Raw genomic sequence first — 20,623 nt, 5'->3', positions numbered from 1 at the left:
GGCGTTTCCTTTACTTCGGTACGATGAAGACCGCTTTTTCCGTCACGCGCAGCGACGGATCGTCCAGCGCGCTGACGGTGAAGCGGATCGGATGCGAGCCGCCGCCGGCCTTGCCCGCGGCGATGCGCACGCGCACCGGCACCGCGCGCGTGGAGGCGCCGGCCAGTTCGACCACGTCCTCGTCGGCGATGCCGGCGCTCAGGATGCCGTCGACCTCGATGCGGTACAAATGCTCCTGCTCGGCGGTGTTCATCACCTGCAGGCGGTACACGTTCTCGATCATCACGTCCTCGACTTCGCGCCCCATGGCGCCTCGGTCGCGGATGACGTCGACCTTCAAGGGCGTGCGCAAGGCCAGCGCGCTTGAAAAGGCGGCGGCGATGGCGAAAAACACGAGTCCGTAGCCGAGCACGCGCGGGCGCAGCAGCCTGCGTTTGATCTGTGCAGACGACCAGCCGCCTGCGAGCGCATTCTCGGTGGCGTAGCGGATCAGGCCATGAGGCCTTGCCACCTTGTCCATCACGCTGTCGCAGGCGTCGATGCAGGCGGCGCAGCCGATGCATTCGTACTGCAGGCCCTTGCGGATGTCGATGCCGGTCGGGCAGACCTGCACGCACATGCTGCAGTCGATGCAGTCGCTTTCTCCACGGGCCGTGTCGTAGCTGACGATCAGGGTGTCGTGGTCGAACATCGCGCTCTGGAAGCGGGCGTAGGGGCACATGTACTTGCACACCTGCTCGCGCATCCAGCCGGCGTTGCCGTAGGTGGCGAAGCCGTAGAACAGCACCCAGAACGCTTCCCATGGCCCCAGCGAGAAGCTCAGCGCCTCGTGGGCCAGCTGGCGCACCGGCGTGAAGTAGCCGACGAAGGTAAAACCGGTCCACAGCGCCACCACGCCCCAGGCCAGGTGCTTGGCGGTGCGCTTGCCCAGCTTGTCGAGCGTCCACGGCTGGCGGTCGAGGCGGATGCGCGCGCTGCGGTTGCCTTCGATGCGGCGCTCGATCCACAGGAAGATCTCGGTGTAGACCGTCTGCGGGCAGGCATAGCCGCACCAGACGCGCCCGGCCACCGTGGTCACCAGGAACAGGCCATAGGCGCAGATGATCAGCAGGCCGGCCAGGTAGATGAAGTCCTGCGGCCACAGCACCAGGCCGAACAGGTGGAACTTGCGGGCGCCGAGATCGAACAGGACGGCCTGGCGACCGTGCAGCTCCAGCCAGGGCAGCCCGTAGAACAGGGCCTGGGTCAGCCAGACGCAGGCCCAGCGCAGCGTGGCGTAGCGGCCCTTCACCTCGCGCGGGTGAATCTCTTCGCGCGCGGCGTACATCTTGACGACCGCCTCCTTGACCACCGGCGCGTTCATTTCGATTCGCCCTCGTTCGACAGGCTCCAGACATAGGCGGCCAGTACGTGCGACTTGCCCTCGCCCAGGAATTCGCCCCAGGCCGGCATGGTGTTGTTGCGGCCCTTGCGGATGGTTTCCATCACGGTTTCCGCGCTGCCGCCATACAGCCAGACTTTATCGGTCAGGTTGGGCGCGCCCAGCGCCGGATTGCCGTGCGCGTCGGCGCCGTGGCAGGCCGCGCAGGCGCCGAACTTCGGCTTGCCGAAAGCGACCTTCAGCGGATCCGCGGTCAGGCCGGACAGGCTGCGCACGTAATGCGCCACGTTTTCGACGTCGGTATCGGAACCAAGGGCCGCGCCCATGGGCGGCATCTGGCCGTTGCGGCCCTTCATGATGGTTTCCTTGATGATGGAGGGCTCGCCGCCGTACAGCCAGTCCTTGTCGGTCAGGTTCGGATAGCCCTTGTTGCCGCGGGCATCGGAGCCGTGGCACTGCGCGCAGTAGTTCAGGAACAGGCGCTCGCCGATCGCATGCGCCTGCGGGTCGCGCGCGACCACCTTGATGTCCTGCTGCAGGTATTTGTCGAACAGCGGCCCATAGTCGGCATTCGCCTGTTTCACCTCGAGCTGGTAGGCGCCGCTCGACTTCCATCCCAGCTTGCCCGCATAGGCGCCGAGGCCCGGATACAGCACCAGGTAGCCGATCGCGAACACGATGGTCAGGTAGAACAGCACCATCCACCAGCGCGGCATCGGCGTATTCAGTTCAGTCAGGTCCTCGTCCCAGACGTGGCCCGTGGTCTTCTCGGGCTGCCCGTCCTGGCCGATCTTGACCTTGTATCGCGACTGGGACCACAGCAGGATGCCGCAGCCGGCAATCGACAGCAGCGTGATCAGGGCGACGTACCAGTTCCAGAAACCGCTCGTGAAGTCAGACATAATCTTCCGCCTCCTGCTCGTCGGCGAAGGGCAGTGCCGCCGCCTGGGCGTAGTCGCGCTCCTTGCGCACATAAGTCCAGACCAGGATGCCGGTGAAGGTGGCAAAGCTGATCACGGTCATGACGCGGCTTGCGTTCTCAAAAAGGGTGTGGAGTTCCATCTCAGTTCCTCGTCTTGATCTGCGTGCCCAGGCCCTGCAGGTAGGCGATCAGTGCATCCTGCTCGCTCTTCCCTTCCAGCTCGGCCGGCCCGTCCTGCACTTCCTTCTCCGAGTAGGGCACGTTAAGGCGCTGCATCGCGCGCATCTTCGGCACGATGGACTGCGGGTCGAGGCGGGTGGCGGCCAGCCATGGGTAGCCCGGCATGTTCGATTCCGGGACCACGTCGCGCGGGTTGTCGAGGTGGGTGCGGTGCCACTCGTCCGAGTAGCGGCCGCCGACGCGCGCCAGGTCCGGGCCGGTGCGCTTCGAGCCCCACTGGAAAGGATGGTCGTAGACGAATTCGCCGGCCACCGAGTAATGGCCATAGCGCTCGGTCTCGGCGCGGAAGGGCCGGATCATCTGCGAGTGGCAGTTGTAGCAGCCTTCGCGGATGTAGATGTCGCGGCCGGCCAGGCGCAGGGCCGAATAGGGTTTCAGGCCGGCGACCGGCTCGGTGGTCGACTTCTGGAAGAACAGCGGCACGATCTCGACCAGGCCGCCAAAGGAGATCACGACCAGCACCAGGCCGATCAGCAGCCAGGGGTTCTTCTCGATCCACTCATGGCTGAATTTTCTAACGCCAAGTTTCATGATGTTTTATCCTGCGTTGGTTAAGCGTGTCCGGGAATTGCCGGCGTGGCAGCCGGCTTGTGCGGCTGAAGCGAGGGGATGCGCGCATCCACCGACGAGGTGCCGCGCATGGTCAGCCAGGTGTTGTAAGCCATCAGGCACATGCCGCTCAGGTACATCAGGCCGCCGCCGAAGCGGATCACGTAGTAGGGATAGGTCGCCTTGACGCCCTCGACGAAGGTATAGGTCAGGGTGCCGTCCGGGTTCACCGCGCGCCACATCAGGCCCTGCATCACGCCGGCGATCCACATTGCCGCGATGTACAGCACGATGCCGATGGTGCCGAGCCAGAAGTGGGCCTCGATCAGGGCCACGCTCGCCATCTGCTGCTTGTTCGCCAGGCGCGGGATCAGGTAGTAGAGCGAACCCATGGTGATGAAACCGACCCATCCCAGTGCACCGCCATGGACGTGGGCGATGCCCCAGTCGGTGTAGTGCGACAGCGAGTTGATGGTCTTGATCGACATCATCGGGCCCTCGAAGGTGGCCATGCCGTAGAAGGACAGCGAGACGATCATGAACTTGAGGATGGGGTCCGAGCGCAGCTTGTGCCAGGCGCCCGACAGCGTCATCATCCCGTTGATCATGCCGCCCCAGGATGGCGCCAGCAGGATCAGCGAGAACACCATGCCCAGCGACTGGGTCCAGTCGGGCAGCGCGGTGTAATGCAGGTGGTGCGGACCGGCCCACATGTAGGTGAAGATCAGGGCCCAGAAGTGCACGATCGACAGGCGGTAGGAATACACAGGGCGCTCGGCCTGCTTGGGGATGAAGTAATACACCATGCCGAGGTAGCCGGCGGTGAGGATGAAGCCGACCGCGTTATGGCCGTACCACCACTGGATCATCGCGTCCTGCACGCCGGCGTACATCGAGTAGGACTTCATGAAAGAAGCCGGCATCGACATGCCGTTCACGATGTGCAGCACCGCTACCGCGACGATGTAGCCGCCGAAGAACCAGTTGGCCACGTAGATGTGCTGCACGCGGCGCTTGACGATGGTGCCGAAGAAGACCACGGCATAGGCCACCCACACGATGGCGATCAGGATCGCGATCGGCCATTCCAGCTCGGCGTATTCCTTGCCGCGCGTGAAACCCATCGGCAGCGTGATCGCCGCCGATACCAGCACCGCCTGCCAGCCCCAGAAGGTGAAGGCGGCCAGCTTGTCGGAGAACAGCCGGACCTGGCAGGTACGCTGCACAACGTAGTAGGAGGTGGCGAACAGCCCGCAGATGCCGAAGGCGAAGATGACGGCGTTCGTGTGCAGCGGACGCAGGCGGCCATAAGTCAGCCACGGGATGTCGAAGTTCAGCGCCGGCCACGCCAGCTGGGCCGCGATCCACACGCCGGCCAGCATGCCGATCACGCCCCAGACCACGGTGGCGATCGCAAACTGGCGCACGATTTTGTAGTTGTAGTTTAGACTGCTGTCCAAGATGCACTCCCTGATAAGAATAAAGGACGACATCGGAAGCGTAAGTTTCTGAACTTGAAAAATCCTTGATGTGAATCAAAATGTTCAGAACGGGTTGTAGTAAGGGACGAGAAAGAACACTTAAGCCTCGATAGGACTCCCATGCCGCCCATTTCCGCCCAATTACATGACGACATCCTCAAGCGACTTCGCAAGGATCGCGAGGACATGCTGGCCACCATACGCGCCCGTACCGACGGCGATACCGACGACCGCCCGGCGATCTCGCCGATGGCCCACATGGGCTCGAACGACGATGCCCCGGCCGGCGAAATGCTGAGCCATAACGAAGAACACCTGGCCGAGCACGAGACCAGGATGCTGGCCGATATCGATGCCGCGCTCGGCCGCCTGGAAGCGGGCGCTTACGGGATCTGCGTGTCCTGCGGCCAGGACATCCCGGAAGCACGCCTGGTCGCGACGCCGGCCGTGCAGACCTGTATCGCTTGCCAGGAACAGATCGAGAAGGAACAGGGTACGGGGCGTGGGCCGACGATGTAGTTTTCTCTAATCGTCATCATTCAAAATCCGCAGCGCCGGGCCGTCCAGATCCTCGAACTGCCCGCTCTCCGCGGCGCCGAAGAACACCCACACCGCAAACGCCACCAGGACGAGGCTCAGCGGAATCAGCAAGTACAAGGCTTCCATCAGCCTCCCCTCCTCAGCCGCAAGGCATTCAGGACCACCAGCGCCGAGCTGCCCGTCATGCCGATCGCGGACAGCCACGGGTTCAGCAAGCCGCCGGCCGCCGCCGGAATCGCCACCAGGTTGTACAGCATCGCCCAGCCCAGGTTCTGGCGGATGATGCGCACGCAGGCGCTCGCCGTGCGCAGCGCTTCGCCGAAGGGCGCCAGGCCCGCATCGCCGGCATCCAGCAGCACGCAATCCGCATGCAGCTGCGCCAGCTGGGCGCCCTGGCCCATGGCGAAGGAGACGTCGGCGCCGCTCAGCACCGCGGCATCGTTGATGCCGTCGCCGACCATCGCCACCACGGCGCCGCCGGCCTGCAGGGCGCGCACCGCGTCCAGCTTGTCCTGCGGGAGCTGGCGGCCGCGCGCGCCGCGGATGCCGAGTTGCGCAGCCACTGCCTGCACCGCGTCATCGTCATCGCCGGACAGCAGCAGCACGGTCTTGCCTCGCGCCTGCAGCGCGCGCACCAGGGCCGGCGCTTCAGGTCGCAGCGCGTCGGCCAGCTCGAAGCGCGCGAGCCAGCCTTCGCTGCTTCCCAGCCAGACGGCGGTGGCGCCAGACGATGCACCCGGCGGGGCTTCGCTACCGGCCAGTTCGGCCACGAAAGCGGCGCTGCCGAGGCGATAGCGCCGGCCGCTTACTTCGCCCTCCATGCCCTGTCCGACCATGTTCTCGATGCCGCGCGCCGTCAACGCAGTGGCGCCGGGAGCGGCCATGGCATCGCGCAAGGCGGCCGCCAAGGGGTGTGCACTGCCCGCTTCCAGCGCCGCCGCAATGCGCAGGCAAGCGGCGCCGTCCGCCGCGCCCAGCGCCACGGTCTCGCGCAGCGCTGGCCGGCCGAGGGTCAAGGTGCCGGTCTTGTCGAACACCACGTGGGTGGCGCGCTCCAGCGTCTCCAGCACATGCGGTTTCACGGCCAGCACGCCGTGCCGCAACAGGCGTTCCAGCGCGGCGGCCAGCGCGGTCGGCGTCGCCAGCGACAGCGCGCAGGGACAGGACACCACCAGCACCGCAATCGCCGCCGGCCAGGCGCGCGCCGGATCGACCGCGTGCCAGAACGCGAACACGGCCGCCGTCAGGGCCAGCAGCGCGAGCACGAACCAGGCGCCGACGCGATCGGCCCACTGCGCCAGTTGCGGCTTGTCCTGGCCGGCGCGTTCGCTCAGGCGGACCAGCATGGCGAGCGTACTGTCGGCGGCGCTGCTGGCTACCCGCAGCGTCACCGCCTGCGTAACGTTCACGGCGCCGCCGGGCAGCTGGTCGCCGGGGCCGATGGCGCGGGTGCGGCTCTCGCCGGTCAGCAGGGCCAGGTCGACGCAGGTAGCGCCTTCGAGAATGATTCCGTCCGCCGGGACGGTCTGCCCCGGCGGGACCAGGATCACGTCGCCGGGACGCAGCCGATCGGCCGCGATCGTCGCCGCTTCGCACGACGCCGGCCAGCCGGCCAGCAGCAAGGCGGTGGCCGGCGCGGCATGCTGCATGCCCTCCAGCGCGCGCGCAGCCTTGCGGCGGGCGTCCAGCTCGAGCCAGCGGCTGCCCAGCAGCAGGAACACGAACATGGTGATCGAATCGAACCAGACTTCGCCCTGCCCCCGCAGCAGCGAGACGGCGCTGCCGGCGAAGGCGGCCAGGATGGCCAGCGCCACCGGCACGTCCATGCCGGGCAGGCCGCGGCGCAGGTCCAGCCAGGCGCCGCGCAGGAATGGCCAGGCGCAGTAAGTGACCGCGGGGAGCGTCAGCAGGAAGGACGCCCAGCCCAGCAGGGCCTTCATGTCGGCGTCCATCGTGCCATCGGTCGCCATGTAGACCGGGAAGGCGTACATCATCACCTGCATCATGGACAGCCCGGCCACGAACAGGCGCCGCAGCAGGGTCTTGCGGGCGCGCTCCAGCTGGGCGCCATGGCGGCCGGCGTCGTAGGGATAGGCGGTATAGCCGATCGCGCGCAGGGCCTGCAGGGTGTCGCTGGGACGGCACACGGCGGCATCCCAGCGCACGTGCAGGCGCTCGGTGGCCACGTTCAGCACGGCGGAGAGCACGCCCGGCAGTGCGGACACGCGGCGCTCGATCAGCCAGACGCAGGCCGCGCAGCGCAGACCCTCGACCGTGAACACGGCGTCGCCATCCAGGCCAAGTTCGTCGTAGAGCTTCAGCTCGGGCGCATCGTCCCCGGCGGCCGAGGCCGCGTAGCCGCTGCGCCTGTCGTAGTAATCGTCCAGGCCGGCGTCCGCGATGGCCCGGGCCGCCGCCGCGCAGCCGGGGCAGCACATGCTGCGCGCCTCGCCTTTGATGCTGACCCGCCAGCGCGCGCCGTCGACGGCCGGCTGGCCGCAGTGAAAGCAGGCCGCGAACTCGCTGACCGCGTTCATGACGCCGCTCCCGCTGTCAGGCAAATGGTTTCGAGCCAGCTGTGCGGCAGCCCGCCGGCCGCGCGTGCCAGTCCGAGCAGGCCGAAGCCCAGCACCAGCGCGCCGCAGGCGAGGCGCACGCCGCGCCGGCGCAGGCCCGCGCGCAGGCGCGCGCCCAGCAGGCCAAGGCCGAGCAGCATCGGCAGCGTGCCGAGGCCAAATGCCAGCATCGCGAGCGCGCCGCCCACCGCGGAGCCGGACAGCATGGCCGTCACCAGCACGCTGTAGACCATCCCGCAGGGCAGCCAGCCCCACAGCGCGCCGGCGGCGAGCATCCGGACCGGGCCGAAACCTGCGCCCGGCGCCGGGCGCACATGGCGCAGCAGCGGCTGCACACGGCGCCACAGGATCTGGCCGCCCTGCTCCAGGCGCGCCAGGCCGCGCCAGGCATCCATCAGATACAGGCCGAGCATGGCCAGCATCAGGTTGGCCATCCAGTAGCCGCCCGCCTGCAGGGCCGGCAGCCGGGCCAGCGCACCCGCGCCCTGGCCGATGCCGCCGGCCAGGGCGCCGGCCAGCATGTAGCTGCCGATGCGGCCCAGGTTATAGGCCAGCACGTTCACCAGCGCGGGCCGCGCCGGAGTCAGGCTCCGCAGCGGGACCGGCGCCGGCCGGCCAGCCGGCGCCATCGACAGCGCCCCCACGATCCCGCCGCACATGCCGGCGCAATGCACGCTGCCCAGCAGGCCGACCAAGAACAGCGGAAACAACGCGATGCCCATCTCAGACGGTCTTCGAATAGCGCGGTTCGGCGCTGCGCGCAGCCAGGTAACGGTCGAACACCATGCACACATTGCGGATCAGCAGGCGGCCTTTTGCGCTCACGCTGATCCAGTCGCCGTTCACGCTCACCAGGCCGTCGTCTTCCATCGCCGCCAGCTGCGCCAGCTCGGCGGCGAAGTACTGGCGGAACACGACCGGGAAGGCCTGCTCGATGGTGGAAATCGACAGCTCGAACTGGCACATCAGCTTCTGGATGACGCTGCGGCGCAGGACGTCGTCCATGTTCAGGCGGGCGCCGCGCGCCACCGGCAGCTCGTTGCGGTCGAGCGCATCGTAATAAGCGTCCAGGGTCTTGAGGTTCTGGCTGTAGGTCGCGCCCACCGCGCCGATGGCGGACACGCCGCAGGAGACCAGGTCCGTGTCCGCATGGGTCGAGTAGCCCTGGAAGTTGCGGTGCAGTCGGCCCTGGCGCTGGGCAATGGCGAGGTCGTCGTCCGGCTTGGCGAAATGGTCCATGCCGATATAGACGTAGCCGGCCGCCGTCAGGCGCTCGATGCAGAACTGGAGCATGCGCAGCTTGGCATCGCTGTCCGGCATGTCCTCGTCGATGATGCGCCGCTGCGGCTTGAACAGATGCGGCAGATGCGCGTAGTGGTAGACGGCGATGCGGTCCGGATCGGCCGCCACCACCTTCTCGAGGGTCGCGGCCATGGTGGCCGGGGTCTGCCTGGGCAGGCCGTAGATCAGGTCGATGCTGACCGAGCGGAAGCGGGCGTCGCGCGCGGCGGCGATGATGGCGCGCGTCTCTGCTTCCGGCTGGATGCGGTTGACTGCCTGCTGCACGTCGGCGTCGAAGTCCTGCACGCCCAGGCTGATGCGGTTGAAGCCCTGCGCGCGCAGGCCGTGCACGCGCTCTGCTGACACGGTGCGCGGGTCGACTTCGATCGAATATTCACCGACCGCGTCAGGGGCGAAGCGGAAGCAGCGGCGCAGGTGCTCCATCAGCTCGCCCATCTGCGCGCCACTGAGATAGGTCGGGGTGCCACCGCCGAAGTGCAGCTGCTCGATGTCGTTCATGCCGGCGAACAGCGCGCCCTGCATCGCCACTTCGCGCTTCAGGTAGGCCAGGTAAGTGGCGGCCTTTTCGCGCTTCTTGGTGACGATCTTGTTGCAGGCGCAGTAATAGCAGACCGTGTCGCAAAACGGGATGTGCAGGTAGAGCGACAGCGGGCGTGCATTGCCGCGGGTGCGGCGATCGGCCACCGCATGCAGGTAGTCGCGGTAGCCGAAACTGTCGCTGAAGCGGTCGGCGGTCGGATACGAGGTGTAGCGCGGGCCGGATTTGCTGAGGCGGGAGATCAGGCCGGCGTCGAAGTCGACGGAAGATTGCGCCGTGGGCTGGAAGGCCAGGATTGTGGCCGGCAGGTCTTGTAACTGCGTCATGAAAACTCCTTGCGGACCACCGATGGGCGGGGTCACTTTATGCAAGCAGTCTATTGATCTAGATCAGCAAAATCCTTGACGTGCATCAAAATTTCGCCAGGCCTCCCACTCGTATCTTTCCGTGGCGCATCCTGCTAGGATGGTGACAATTCTATAACTTGGAGTGAAAGTGGCTGTCATCATCGGTATCGTACTAGTCCTGGGCGCTATTTTCGGCGGCTTCGCGTTGGAGGGCGGACATCTGGGCCCACTGTTTCAGCCCTACGAGCTTCTGATGATCCTTGGTGGCGCCCTGGGCGCATTCGTCATCTCCAATGACAGCGAATCGAGAAGCGCCACCCTGAAGGCGCTCCCCACGATATTTCAATCGGCAAAGCAGAACCGGGCGCTCTATCTTGCATTGCTCTCGCTCCTTTTCGACATATTTTCGAAAGTCAGGAAAGAGGGGCTGATGTCCATCGAATCCGACATCGACAACCCGCACGACAGCCCTTTGTTTACCAGCTATCCCATCGTTTCGAAGGACCATCATCTGGTCGAGTTCATTACCGACTATTTCAGGTTGATGGTCTCGGGGAATATGGATCCCTTCCAGATCGAAAACCTGATGGACAACGAAATCGACGTTCATCATCAGGATGGCGAACTCGCCATCCAGGCCTTGCACAAAGTGGCGGACGGGCTCCCGGCTTTCGGCATCGTGGCGGCGGTCATGGGTGTGGTTCACACGATGGGATCGGTGGGCATGCCGCCGGCCCAACTCGGCAACCTGATCGCGGCGGCACTTGTCGGCACCTTCCTGGGGATTTTGCTGGCCTATGGTGTCGTCACGCCCCTGGCAAACCTGCTCGCCCGAAAGCTCCAGGAGTCGACCAGGGTGTATCAGTGCATCAAGGTTTCCATCATTGCGAGCATGAATGGATACGCACCGAGCCTGGCCGTCGAATTCGGCAGGAAACTGGTGTCGACAAGCCGGCGACCGAGTTTCAAGGAACTGGAAGATCATCTGCGTCCGGTGAAAAAACCGGTCGGTACCTGATCAGACTCCCTTGAACGCCGACAGCGCCTGCGACAGGTGCCGGGCCTGTTCGGCCACATTACTCGAGGCCGCGGCGGCTTCCTCCACCAGCGCCGCATTCTCGCGCGTGATCCCGTCCAGCGCGCGCATCGCCGCATCCGCCTGAGCGATCCCTTCGTGCTGTTCGCGTGAAGCCAGGGTGATGCCGTGCATGATGCGCGCCGCGTCCTGCACGGAGGCCACCACTTCGCGCATGGTCTGGCCGGCGGCGCCGACGTACTCGTTGCCCTGCCCGACCTTCGCCACCGAATCTTCGATCAGCAACTTGATCTCCTTGGCCGCGCCGGCGGAGCGCTGGGCCAGCGAGCGCACCTCGCCGGCGACGACCGCGAAGCCCCTGCCCTGTTCGCCGGCGCGCGCCGCTTCGACGGCCGCATTCAAGGCCAGGATATTGGTCTGGAAGGCGATGCCGTCGATCAGGCCGATGATGTCGACGATGCGCGTGGCCGAGCCGCTGATCTGGTCCATCGTCGCGCCCACCTGCTGCACCGCCGCGCCGCCGCGGTCGGCCACGCTGGAGGCGGCGCCCACCAGGCCGTCGGCGCGCACCGCGCTCTCGGTGTTGCTGCCGGCCGCCGCGGCCACCTGGGCCAGGCTGGCCGCGGTCTGCTCCAGGCTCGCCGCCTGCGATTCGGTGCGCTGCGCCAGGTCCTGGTTTCCGGCCGCGATGCCGCGCGTGGTCGTCTCGATCGCGGCGACGTTGGCGCGCACGTCGCCGACGATGGCGGTCAGGTTGACGTTCAGCTGGCGCAGCGCCAGCAGCAGGTGGCCGACTTCGTCGTCGCGCCCAAGCGGCGGCATGTGCGAGAGGTCGCCGCCGGCCAAGGCATGGACGGCATCTTTGGCCTGCTGCAGCGGGCGCACGATGGCGCGCTGCAGTTCGCTCCAGGCCAGCAGCGTGAACAGGGCGCCCGCTCCGGCAAGCACGCGCCACAGTGTGCCGTCGACGGCTGCCGCCAGCGCGACCAGCAGCGCCGACTGCGTGCCCAGCATCAGGCCGAGCCGCCGGCCCAGCGGCAGCTTGCGCAGGCTCGCCACGCGCGCCCGCCAGCCGGTGCGGGCGACGGCGCCGCGGCGGATCGCCATGCCCTTCGCTTCGCCGGTCCGGAAGCGGCGGTACAGCTCCTCGGCTGCCTTCACCTGTTCGCGTTCGGGACGGGTGCGGACTGACATGTAGCCCACCGTCGCGCCGTTTTCCCTGATCGGCACGACGTTCGCGACCACCCAGTAGAAGTCGCCGTTCTTGCGGCGGTTCTTGACCATGCCGGTCCAGGGCAGGCCGGCCTGCAGGGTCTGCCACAGGTCGGCGAAGGCTTCCGGCGGCATGTCCGGATGGCGCACGATGTTGTGGGCCTTGCCGATCAGCTCGCCGCGTGCGAAGCCGCTGACCTCGACGAAGGTCGGGTTGACGTAGGTGATGCGGCCCTTGGTGTCGGTTTTGGAGACGATGGACTGGCCGTCCTGGAGGAGGTATTCGATGCCGGTGACCGGCAGGTTAGTGCGCACGACAATTCCTTAATTTCCATACAGCAACATTTGCTGGGCGAATTGTATCGACCTGAGGCAAGAAAGATCCTTGATCTAGATCAAAAACGTAGGCGAATGGCTCGTCCCGGCTAAAAAAGCAAAGCGCGCTGCGGAACTTGCGCAAAATGTTGTACGCTGCGCCCATGTGCCCGCTCTTGTTTGCCCCTTTGTTTGCCCTCATCTGCCGTCGATGAACGATATTTCCCACCTGACACGGCATCCCGATGTCCTCTACGGTCCGCACCAGCCCGAGCTGCTGCGCGACGAAATCCTGGCCGACCTGCTGGAAGCCAGCGCTCTTCGAACACCCGAGCAGACTGCGCTGGTCGCCGGCGAGCGCCGGCTCAGCTACCGCGAACTCGACGAACTGGCCAGCCTGGCCTGCTCGCGCCTGATCGAGGCCGGCATCCTGCCCGGCGATATCGTCGGCCTGTGGATGCCGCGCGGGATCGAGCTGCTCGTCATGCAGGCCGCAATCGCCAAGGCCGGCGCCGCCTGGTTGCCGGTGGACGAGGACACGCCCGTCGAGCGCCTGCTGGTCTGCATGGAGGACGCCGGTTCGCCGGCCCTGGTGAGCAGCGAGCGCATGGGCGAACGCCTGGCCGGCGTCGACCGCCCGATCCACACGGCCGAGAGCCTGCTGGCGCCCGCCCCCGCCGGCTATGCGCTCAAGCGCCGCGGTCCCGTGTCCGGCAGCGCGCCCGCCTACGTCATCTACACCTCCGGCTCGACCGGCAAGCCGAAAGGCATCCTGATCGACCAGCGCAGCATCTGCCACTTCCTGCGCAGCGAGAACGAGGTGCTGGGCGTGGCTGCCTCCGATACCGTCTACCAGGGCTTCTCGGTCGCCTTCGACATGTCCTTCGAAGAGATCTGGATCTCTTACCTGGTCGGCGCCACGCTCTGGCTCGGCCCGAAAGAGACGGCCGGCGATCCGGAAGCCCTGCCGCGCCTCCTGCACGAGAACGGTGTGACGGTCCTGCATGCGGTGCCGACCCTGCTGGCCCTGTTCGCCGAGGACGTGCCCAGCCTGCGCATCATCAACCTGGGCGGCGAGATGTGCCCGGAGACCGTGGTCGAGCGCTTCTCGAAACCGGGCCGCCAGATGTTCAACACCTATGGGCCGACCGAGGCCACGGTGTCGGCCAGCCTGGCGCGCCTTGAACCGGGCAAGCTGATCACGATCGGCCATCCGCTGCCGAACTACGGCCTGCTGGTGATCTCCACGGATACGGAAAAGGGCCTGCAGCTCCTGCCGCGCGGCGATACCGGCGAGCTGTGCATCATCGGCCCCGGCCTGTCCAGCGGCTACCTGGGCCGCCCCGACCTCACCGCCGAAAAATTCCAGCCGAATCCGTGGAGCGCCGGCCCCGACGACTTGCGCCTGTACCGCACCGGCGACCTCGCGCGCATCGAGCCGGACGGCCAGGTGGTCTGCCTGGGCCGCACCGACGACCAGGTCAAGATCCGCGGCTTCCGCGTCGAGCTGGGCGAGATCGAGGCCGTGCTGGCCCAGCAGGATGGTATCGGCACCACCGCCGTCCTGCTGCGGAAGGACGACGGCATCGACCGCCTGGTGGCCTACCTGGTGCCGGCGCTGGGCGCCACCGGCGAGCAGCTGGCCGCGGCCACCCTGCGCAAAGCCCTGGCCGAAAGGCTGCCGCCCTACATGGTGCCGAGCCGCTTCGAAGTGCTGAACGTGATGCCGCGCCTGACCTCCGGCAAGATCGACCGCAAGGCCTTGAAGGCGATGGCCCTGAGCGCGCCGCTGCCCAGCGACGCCGCCGAATCGGACACCCCCGAGACCCCGGCCGAGGAAGCCCTGTTCGCCGCCCTCGCCCAGCTGTTCCCGGGCCAGCCGATCCGGCGCGAGCTCGATTTCTTCAGTGACCTCGGCGGCCACTCCTTCTTTGCCGCGCGCCTGGCCACGGCCCTGCGCAAGGACCCGGCCTTCGCCCACATGACGGTGCGCGACATCTACCAGAATCGCCAGATCGGCGCGATCGCCTCCAGCCTCGACCAGGCCGCCGGCACCGCCCACGTCGAGCAGGACTGGACACCGGCCCCGAGCGCGCGGCGCTGGGCCTGCGGGATAGGCCAGCTGGCCGCGGTGCCGGTGCTGGTGACCCTGCGCATGGCGCAGTGGCTGGCGCCCTTCTTCACCTATCACTTCATGACCGGCGACCCGGGCGATTCGATCCCGCGCGCGATCGCCGCCTCGATCGGCGTGTTCCTGCTCGCCACCGTCATGGAATTCGTGTTCGCGGCCGCTGGCAAGTGGCTGGTGGCCGGCAGGCTGAAGCCCGGCAGCTATCCGCTGTGGGGCATGACCTATTACCGCTGGTGGCTGTCCGACCGCCTGGTCGAGGCGGCGCCGACTTATCTGCTGGCCGGCTCCTCGCTGTACGGCTGGTGGCTGCGCCTGCTGGGGGCGAAGGTCGGCAAGGACGTCGTCATTGGCTCGATGACCTTGCGCGCTCCGGACCTGTTCACACTCGGGAACAACGTCAGCATCGGCAACGGCGTCAACTTCGAGAACGCGCGCGTCGAACGCGGGCGCCTGCTGCTGGGGCCCATTGCACTCGAAGACGACGCCTGCGTCTCGTCCTACGCCATCCTCGAAGGGAACACGCGCATGGGACGCCGCGGCCACCTCGAGGGCCAGTCGGCGCTCGGCGATGGCGCGGAAGTGCCGGCTGGCCGCGTGTGGTCGGGGTCGCCCGCGCGCGATGCCGGCGCCTTCGATCCGTCCACGCTGCCGCCGCGGCCGGTCGCGAGCCGCGCGCGCCTGGCAGGCGAAGGCCTGTTCTTCGTGTTCGGCATCCTGCTGGTGGCGACCCTGTTCTTCATGCCGGTCTTCCCCAGCTTCGTGCTGATCGACTGGTTCGACGAGCGCGGCACCCTGGCCTGGCTGCAGGCCAGCACCATCCAGGGCCAGCTGGCGCGCTACTTCGTGCTCGCGCTGCCGGCCAGCGCGGTACTGATCGCGCTGACCATGCTGGTGTCGGCGGCGATCCGCTGGGGCTTCCTGCCGCGCCTGCAGCCGGGCCGCTCGGCGGTGCACTCGAACACCTATTGCAAGAAGTGGCTGGTCTCGCACATCCAGGAGTCCAGCCTGCAAGTCCTGCACGGCATCTACGCGACCGTGTATGCGCCCTTCTGGTACCGCCTGCTGGGCGCCAAGGTGGGCCGCGACGCCGAGATCTCGACCGCGCTGGGCGTGGTGCCCGACATGCTGACCCTGGGCGACGAGACCTTCATCGCCGACGCCGTGATGCTGGGCGACGAGCAGATCGACGGCGGCTGGATGACGATGGAACCGACCGTGGTGTCGAACCGCTCCTTCGTCGGCAACGGCAGCTACATCCCGGACGGCACCGTGCTGCCGGAAGGCGTGCTGGTGGGCGTGCACACGCATGCCCCGGCCAACGAGCGCATGACGGGCGGCGACACCTGGCTCGGCTCCCCGCCCATCCACCTGCCGGCGCGCGAGCAGGTCAGCGGCTATCCGGAGCATCTGACCTACCGGCCCTCGATGGCGCGCCGCCTGGGACGCGCGCTGGTGGAGGCCTTCCGCATCGTGGCCCCGCACGCGGTGGTGATCGCGGTCGGCTACACGGTGGTGCTTGACCTGATGCCGCTGGCCGGCCAGGGACGCTGGGGCGAAGTGATCTGGGACATGGCCCTGGTCGGCCTCGCCTACGGCATCGGCAACTACCTGTTCGTGCTGGCCTTCAAGTGGCTGCTGCTGGGCCGCTACAAGAAGCGCGCGGAACCGATGTGGACGCCCTTCGTCTGGCTGTCCGAGGGCGTGACCAATATGTACGAGGGCATCGCCGTGCCCAACTTCATGCGCTACCTGCGCGGCACGCCCTGGCTGCCGCTGGCCTTCAACCTGCTCGGCTGCCGCATCGGCAAGGGCGTCTACATGGACACCACCGACATTACGGAATTCGACTGCGTGCACATCGGCGACCACAGCGAACTGAATTCCCTGTCCTGCCCGCAGACCCATTTGTTCGAAGACCGCGTGATGAAGATCGACCGCGTCGACATCGGCAGCAAGGTGTACGTGGGCCCGCGCAGCGCGGTGCTGTACAGCGCCAAGGTGGGCGACAATGCGCGCATCGGGCCGCTGACCCTGGTGATGAAGGGCGAGCATATTCCGGCGGCGACCGCGTGGAATGGCTTGCCGGCTGCGCCGCAGCGGGATTGATCCGATCTGGAGGAGACAGCGATGACGGGATCTTCCAGCCTCGATGCGGTGCCGGTTCAGTGGCGGGCGGTGGGCGATGCTTCACCCTCGTCGCCGCCGTCCCCCACGTCCCCGTCGGCCCCTGGCGGCGGGGGTTTCGGTGGTCCTGCCGGCTCCTGTCGGTTAGTTGCAAATTCTTGCGAGCTCGAAGGCGCCGTCGTCATCGGCATCCAGGGGCAGCCAGGCCGCGAAGCCGCGCGCCTTGCGATCCGCGCCGCCATCGTGGACGAACTGGCGGCGCTGAGCGGCCTGCCGCCGCAGCGCATCGCCCTGCACACGCCGGAAGGCCAGGTGCCCTACGCCCTGCTCGACACGCCTACGGGCCAGCACCGCGCCTGGATCGCCATCAGCCACGACGGCGCGCTGTCGCTGGCCGCGATCTCCCTGCAGGGCGCGGTCGGCATCGACGTCACCCTTGTGATGGACATTCCGGACTGGGAGCCGGTGGCGCGCGATTACCTCGGTCCGGCGGTAACAGCGGCGCTGGCTGCCCTGCCCGCCGCCGAACTCGCGGAGACCTTCGCCCGCGCCTGGAGCGAACGCGAGGCGCGCCTGAAATACCTGGGCCGCGAACTCATCGAATGGAGCGAGGAAGGCGACGCCGAACTGGCCGCCTGCCGCTGCCTGCCGCTGGAGCTGCCCGAAGGCTATGCCGGCATCCTCGCCTTGCCGCCCGGCTCAGCCTGACACCATCCAGCTTGCAATCCGGGTAAGATTGCAGAATGGATAATCTTACCCACTCCGTCGTCGGCCTCGGCATCGGCGCCCTGATCGACCGCAGCCTGCCCGCCGAAGCGGATCCCGACAAGCGCCGCACCCGCTCGCGCATGCTGCTCGTGATCGGCTGCCTGGCCAGCAATTTCCCCGACCTCGACCTGGTCCTCACGCCCCTGCTCGATGCGCCGCTGGGCTACCTGCTGCACCACCGCGGCCACACGCATACGCTGATCGCCGCCCTTCTCGAGGCCACCCTGCTGCTGGCCCTGGTCTGGCTGCTGTGGCCGGCCGCACGGCGCCTGCAGCAAGCCAGCGCAGCGGCGCGCTGGGGCGCAGCGCTGGCTTCCTTCGCCGGGCTGGCGCTGCACATAAGCATGGACAGCCTGAACGTCTACGGCGTCCACCCCTTCTGGCCTTTCGACCCGAACTGGTATTACGGCGACCTGGTCTTCATCGTCGAGCCGGTGTTCTGGATCGCCTTCGGTGTGCCGCTGGCGGCCCTGGTGCGCAGCCGGCCGCTGCGCCTGCTATGGCTGGCCGTGATCGCCCTGGTGCCATTGGCGGCCACCCTGCTCGGCTTCCTGCAATGGGGATCGCTGCTGGGCCTGCTGGTGCTGGGCCTGCTACTGGCCTGGATACAGCGGCGCAGCGACGAACACCACGGCGAGAGCAGGTCCGAACGCGGACGCATGGCGCTGGCCGCCGGCCTCGCGGTCTGCCTGGCCTGGGTCGGCGTCCAGGCATTCACTCTGCAGCAGGCGCGCGCCATCGTCGCGGCCGAAGTGAAACGCATCGATGCCGGAGAACGCCTGCTGGACACGGCGCTCTCGGCCTACCCCGCGAATCCGCTGTGCTGGTCCTTCGTGACGGTGGCCAGGACCGGCGCGGACAACAGCGGCACGGTCCACCTGCGGCGCGGCATGCTGAGCGTCGCGCCCGGCCTGACGCCGGTGTCGCACTGCCCGGCGCGCATCGCCGGTCCGGCGCTCGAAGATGCCCCGCCGCAGATCGCCTGGCAGGCGGAGGACCGCCAGCCGCTGGCGACGCTGCGCGAGCTGGCGGCGCGTGATTGCCGGGTGAACGCCTGGATGCGCTTCGCCCGCGCACCCTCGCTGGCGGAAGGCGTGGCGACCGATGTGCGCTGGGGCGAGCCGGGGAGCCGCAACTTCTCGACCATGAACTATGGCGGCGCCAGTGCACAGCCCTGCCCGCGGCCGATACCGGGCTGGGGCTATCCACGCGCCGACCTGCTGCAGGGACGCTGAGCGCCGGCCTCCCGCATCACCTGCCGGAAGAACGCGAGCAGCGCCGGCACGTGGGTGTCGAAGGCGAATGCCCGCGCTGGCGCCACACGCTGGCGCGCAGGCGCTCCATCCGGCCTGTCTCGCGCAGCTGGGCCGCCAGGTCGTCGATACTGTCGAAAAAAAGACCGGTATCCAGCCGCCGCGCCAGGCTCTGCGCCGCCACGATGGCGCCGGCGTTGTCGCGCTGGATCATCGGCAGCCCGGCCATGGCCAGGGTTGCGATCCGCGCCGGATAGTTCAGGTCGTCCCAGTCCGCGCGCCGCAGCTCGCCGCCGTTGCGGCTGGCAAAGCAGTGCAGCCAGCCGGCGTCATAGCGCGAGAATTCCTCGACCCAGCGGTCCTGGGCCACGTTCGCATGCAGGTGCAAACGGCGCGGCGCCAGCGCACCCGCCTTGGCGATCCAGTCGCGCCACAGCCCCTGGGTGAAATCGCCGTAGAAATGCAGATGCACGCCCTGCCGCGCCAGTTCGTCCACGGTGTGCGGATGCAGGCCGATCGGACGTCCCGGCACCACCGTGTGCACTTCGCCGTCCACGCTTGACAGCAGCGGCGAGCGCCTGGCCTCGAACCAGTCGCGCTTGGGCAGGTCGCCATCCAGCACCAGTTGCGGCGCCGAGCCGCTCAGGCCGGGACAGACGGTGTCGAACCAGTCGCGCATCTCGGGGCTGCTGTAGATCTGGCCGTCGGCATGGCGGTACAGCTCCAGCAGCTGGCCCCACGTTCCTTTTTCCAGGCAGATGAAAGGCCCTTCCTTGAAATGCCAGACGAAGGGAATCCCCGGCGTGGCGCACATGACCTCGTGGGCGAAAGGCACGGTCTGCCAGTTGAGCTGGGCGTAGATGAGGTCGGGCTGCAGTTCGCGGCCGGCGGCCGGCCAGTCTTCGCGTGGCAGGTCCTGCACGTGGCCGAAAGGCAGCGGGCCGACCGTATTGAACCAGCTAGGTTCGCGCATCCACAGCCCGTATAGCGCGTGGCCCTGCTCTTCCAACGCCAGCACGCGCTCGGCGTTGTAGGCCAGTTCGCCCACCAGCAGGATGCGCAGGCCGTCCGGCGCGGCCGGCGTCGGCGGACGCTCGCGGAATTGCCGGTACAGGCGCGCCTCGTCGATCGCGTTGCCGGTGCTGGCGTGGTAGCGCAAAGGCGTGCGCACGCGGTAGCGCTGGCGGAACAGGTTGATGCCGCCGAGCGGTTCCTGCATGGCCTTGTGGCGCTGGGCGGGATGATCGACCCATTCGCAACTGAGCTCGCCGGTACCGACGAACGCACCCAGCATGCGCAGGCGCGACCAGAAAAGGCGTTCGAGGTCGTCGGATTCGAGCTCGGCGCGCTCGATCCAGCGCATGTCCACGCGCCTGTGCATGCATTGCACCAGCTGGAGCCATGTTCCGGGGATCGCGCCGGGCGCGCTGCGGTTGTAGTGGTGGCGCATGCCGGAATAGGCCAGCACCGCCTCGAGGGCGTCCGTCAGCGCGGCCGCCAGGGTCTCGAGGTGGCGCGGATAGAGCACGTCGTCGCTGGGCAGGTAGGCCACCAGTCCGGCCTCGGCGTGGTCGAGGGCCACATTGAGCGCCCGCCCCAGGCCCTCGTTGTGCGGCAGGCGCAGATAGCGGATGCGGGCATCGTCGAGGAAGGGCGCGGCGGCGCGCCAGGTCGCGTCCTGCGAGCCGTCGTCGACGATGATCGCCTGCCACTCGGACAGGGTCTGGGCCTGCAGGCTGGCGAGGGCGCGCGGCAGGAAATGCGCCTGCTCGAAGCTGGGCATCAGGACGCTGACGCGGGGTGCTGCCGGCATGTTGTCACCTCGTCGTTCACCCGTAATGCATGCCAGCTTAGAGGCCGGGCAACGCTGCCGTTTGCGCTGTCTCATTTGTGCGCGCCAGTCACAAA

The 20,623-nt window shown here is 67.6% G+C and carries 16 protein-coding genes; 5 read left to right on the top strand and 11 right to left on the bottom strand.

Translation table 11 applies throughout. The features are described from left to right. Nucleotides 1-10: 10 nt before the first annotated feature. From ccoG to ccoN, 5 genes are read right to left on the bottom strand one after another with little or no spacing between them, the layout of a single operon-like run. The gene (gene ccoG / locus AC07PE_RS09095; protein WP_498763384.1) at nucleotides 11-1,363 is read right to left on the bottom strand and encodes a cytochrome c oxidase accessory protein CcoG; all 1,353 of its coding nucleotides are present in this window, start codon (nucleotides 1,361-1,363) and stop codon (nucleotides 11-13) included. Next, nucleotides 1,360-2,283, bottom strand: a complete 924-nt coding sequence (gene ccoP, locus AC07PE_RS09090) for a cytochrome-c oxidase, cbb3-type subunit III (RefSeq protein ID WP_498763382.1) — start codon at nucleotides 2,281-2,283, stop codon at nucleotides 1,360-1,362. The genes ccoG and ccoP overlap by 4 nt, the downstream gene beginning before the upstream one ends. Further along, complete coding sequence (locus AC07PE_RS09085) at nucleotides 2,276-2,443, bottom strand: cbb3-type cytochrome oxidase subunit 3 (RefSeq protein WP_498763379.1); 168 nt, start codon at nucleotides 2,441-2,443, stop codon at nucleotides 2,276-2,278. Before AC07PE_RS09085 ends, ccoP begins: the two co-directional genes overlap by 8 nt. Nucleotide 2,444: 1 nt before the next feature. After that, entirely contained in the window at nucleotides 2,445-3,074 is a 630-nt protein-coding gene (ccoO, locus tag AC07PE_RS09080; protein ID WP_498763377.1) for a cytochrome-c oxidase, cbb3-type subunit II, read from the bottom strand. Nucleotides 3,075-3,094: 20 nt separating this feature from the next. Next, on the bottom strand, nucleotides 3,095-4,552 hold the full coding sequence (ccoN, locus tag AC07PE_RS09075; RefSeq protein ID WP_498763375.1) for a cytochrome-c oxidase, cbb3-type subunit I: 1,458 nt from the start codon (nucleotides 4,550-4,552) through the stop codon (nucleotides 3,095-3,097). Between the two features lie 141 nt (nucleotides 4,553-4,693). Here ccoN and AC07PE_RS09070 point away from each other — a divergent pair, with 141 nt between their 5' ends. Beyond that, the gene (locus AC07PE_RS09070) at nucleotides 4,694-5,092 is read left to right on the top strand and encodes a TraR/DksA family transcriptional regulator (RefSeq protein ID WP_498763373.1); all 399 of its coding nucleotides are present in this window, start codon (nucleotides 4,694-4,696) and stop codon (nucleotides 5,090-5,092) included. Between the two features lie 6 nt (nucleotides 5,093-5,098). Here the strand turns inward: AC07PE_RS09070 and ccoS are convergent, their stop codons facing one another. The 4 genes from ccoS to hemN are packed head-to-tail and all read right to left on the bottom strand — an operon-like array spanning nucleotide 5,099 to nucleotide 9,855. Continuing rightward, a complete protein-coding gene (gene ccoS, locus AC07PE_RS09065; protein WP_498763371.1) occupies nucleotides 5,099-5,239 on the bottom strand; it encodes a cbb3-type cytochrome oxidase assembly protein CcoS in 141 nt (46 codons plus the stop codon). Continuing rightward, nucleotides 5,239-7,650 carry a heavy metal translocating P-type ATPase gene (locus AC07PE_RS09060; RefSeq protein ID WP_498763369.1) on the bottom strand — a complete coding sequence of 804 codons (2,412 nt, stop codon included), beginning with the start codon at nucleotides 7,648-7,650 and terminating at the stop codon, nucleotides 5,239-5,241. Before AC07PE_RS09060 ends, ccoS begins: the two co-directional genes overlap by 1 nt. Beyond that, nucleotides 7,647-8,411 (bottom strand): sulfite exporter TauE/SafE family protein, encoded by a 765-nt coding sequence (locus AC07PE_RS09055; protein WP_498763367.1) that lies wholly within the window; start codon nucleotides 8,409-8,411, stop codon nucleotides 7,647-7,649. The genes AC07PE_RS09060 and AC07PE_RS09055 overlap by 4 nt, the downstream gene beginning before the upstream one ends. A gap of 1 nt (nucleotide 8,412) precedes the next feature. Next, entirely contained in the window at nucleotides 8,413-9,855 is a 1,443-nt protein-coding gene (gene hemN, locus AC07PE_RS09050; RefSeq protein ID WP_498763365.1) for an oxygen-independent coproporphyrinogen III oxidase, read from the bottom strand. Nucleotides 9,856-10,024: 169 nt separating this feature from the next. Here hemN and motA point away from each other — a divergent pair, with 169 nt between their 5' ends. After that, the gene (motA, locus tag AC07PE_RS09045) at nucleotides 10,025-10,894 is read left to right on the top strand and encodes a flagellar motor stator protein MotA (protein ID WP_498763362.1); all 870 of its coding nucleotides are present in this window, start codon (nucleotides 10,025-10,027) and stop codon (nucleotides 10,892-10,894) included. Here motA and AC07PE_RS09040 read toward each other — a convergent pair whose 3' ends face one another. Further along, the gene (locus tag AC07PE_RS09040; RefSeq protein ID WP_498763360.1) at nucleotides 10,895-12,439 is read right to left on the bottom strand and encodes a methyl-accepting chemotaxis protein; all 1,545 of its coding nucleotides are present in this window, start codon (nucleotides 12,437-12,439) and stop codon (nucleotides 10,895-10,897) included. It lies immediately after the preceding gene. A gap of 211 nt (nucleotides 12,440-12,650) precedes the next feature. Here AC07PE_RS09040 and AC07PE_RS09035 point away from each other — a divergent pair, with 211 nt between their 5' ends. Genes AC07PE_RS09035 through AC07PE_RS09025 form a run of 3 tightly spaced genes read left to right on the top strand, consistent with a single transcriptional unit; the run spans nucleotide 12,651 to nucleotide 18,697 of the window. Then, on the top strand, nucleotides 12,651-16,676 hold the full coding sequence (locus AC07PE_RS09035) for a Pls/PosA family non-ribosomal peptide synthetase (protein ID WP_498763358.1): 4,026 nt from the start codon (nucleotides 12,651-12,653) through the stop codon (nucleotides 16,674-16,676). Nucleotides 16,677-16,697: 21 nt separating this feature from the next. Further along, nucleotides 16,698-17,402: a 4'-phosphopantetheinyl transferase superfamily protein gene (locus tag AC07PE_RS09030; protein WP_498763355.1), complete on the top strand. Its 705-nt coding sequence runs from the start codon at nucleotides 16,698-16,700 to the stop codon at nucleotides 17,400-17,402. Nucleotides 17,403-17,437: 35 nt separating this feature from the next. Then, entirely contained in the window at nucleotides 17,438-18,697 is a 1,260-nt protein-coding gene (locus AC07PE_RS09025; protein ID WP_498763353.1) for a metal-dependent hydrolase, read from the top strand. A 16-nt stretch (nucleotides 18,698-18,713) separates the two neighbouring features. Here AC07PE_RS09025 and AC07PE_RS09020 read toward each other — a convergent pair whose 3' ends face one another. Further along, the gene (locus AC07PE_RS09020) at nucleotides 18,714-20,528 is read right to left on the bottom strand and encodes a glycosyltransferase family 2 protein (RefSeq protein WP_498763351.1); all 1,815 of its coding nucleotides are present in this window, start codon (nucleotides 20,526-20,528) and stop codon (nucleotides 18,714-18,716) included. Nucleotides 20,529-20,623 lie beyond the last annotated feature (95 nt).

The sequence above is a fragment of the Telluria sp. GW821-FHT07G12 genome (assembly GCF_059418525.1).
The sequence above is the reverse complement of the archived record's forward strand: the minus strand, read 5'-3'. Positions and strand labels throughout refer to the sequence as shown.

Excerpts from the sequence above, each read along its gene's own strand:
- ccoG (WP_498763384.1), bottom strand. The coding sequence starts at position 1,363 with ATGAACGCGCCGGTGGTCAAGGAGGCGGTCGTCAAGATGTACGCCGCG.
- ccoP (WP_498763382.1), bottom strand. The coding sequence starts at position 2,283 with ATGTCTGACTTCACGAGCGGTTTCTGGAACTGGTACGTCGCCCTGATC.
- AC07PE_RS09085 (WP_498763379.1), bottom strand. The coding sequence starts at position 2,443 with ATGGAACTCCACACCCTTTTTGAGAACGCAAGCCGCGTCATGACCGTG.
- ccoO (WP_498763377.1), bottom strand. The coding sequence starts at position 3,074 with ATGAAACTTGGCGTTAGAAAATTCAGCCATGAGTGGATCGAGAAGAAC.
- AC07PE_RS09070 (WP_498763373.1), top strand. The coding sequence starts at position 4,694 with ATGCCGCCCATTTCCGCCCAATTACATGACGACATCCTCAAGCGACTT.
- ccoS (WP_498763371.1), bottom strand. The coding sequence starts at position 5,239 with ATGGAAGCCTTGTACTTGCTGATTCCGCTGAGCCTCGTCCTGGTGGCG.
- AC07PE_RS09060 (WP_498763369.1), bottom strand. The coding sequence starts at position 7,650 with ATGAACGCGGTCAGCGAGTTCGCGGCCTGCTTTCACTGCGGCCAGCCG.
- AC07PE_RS09055 (WP_498763367.1), bottom strand. The coding sequence starts at position 8,411 with ATGGGCATCGCGTTGTTTCCGCTGTTCTTGGTCGGCCTGCTGGGCAGC.
- hemN (WP_498763365.1), bottom strand. The coding sequence starts at position 9,855 with ATGACGCAGTTACAAGACCTGCCGGCCACAATCCTGGCCTTCCAGCCC.
- AC07PE_RS09035 (WP_498763358.1), top strand. The coding sequence starts at position 12,651 with ATGAACGATATTTCCCACCTGACACGGCATCCCGATGTCCTCTACGGT.
- AC07PE_RS09030 (WP_498763355.1), top strand. The coding sequence starts at position 16,698 with ATGACGGGATCTTCCAGCCTCGATGCGGTGCCGGTTCAGTGGCGGGCG.
- AC07PE_RS09025 (WP_498763353.1), top strand. The coding sequence starts at position 17,438 with ATGGATAATCTTACCCACTCCGTCGTCGGCCTCGGCATCGGCGCCCTG.
- AC07PE_RS09020 (WP_498763351.1), bottom strand. The coding sequence starts at position 20,528 with ATGCCGGCAGCACCCCGCGTCAGCGTCCTGATGCCCAGCTTCGAGCAG.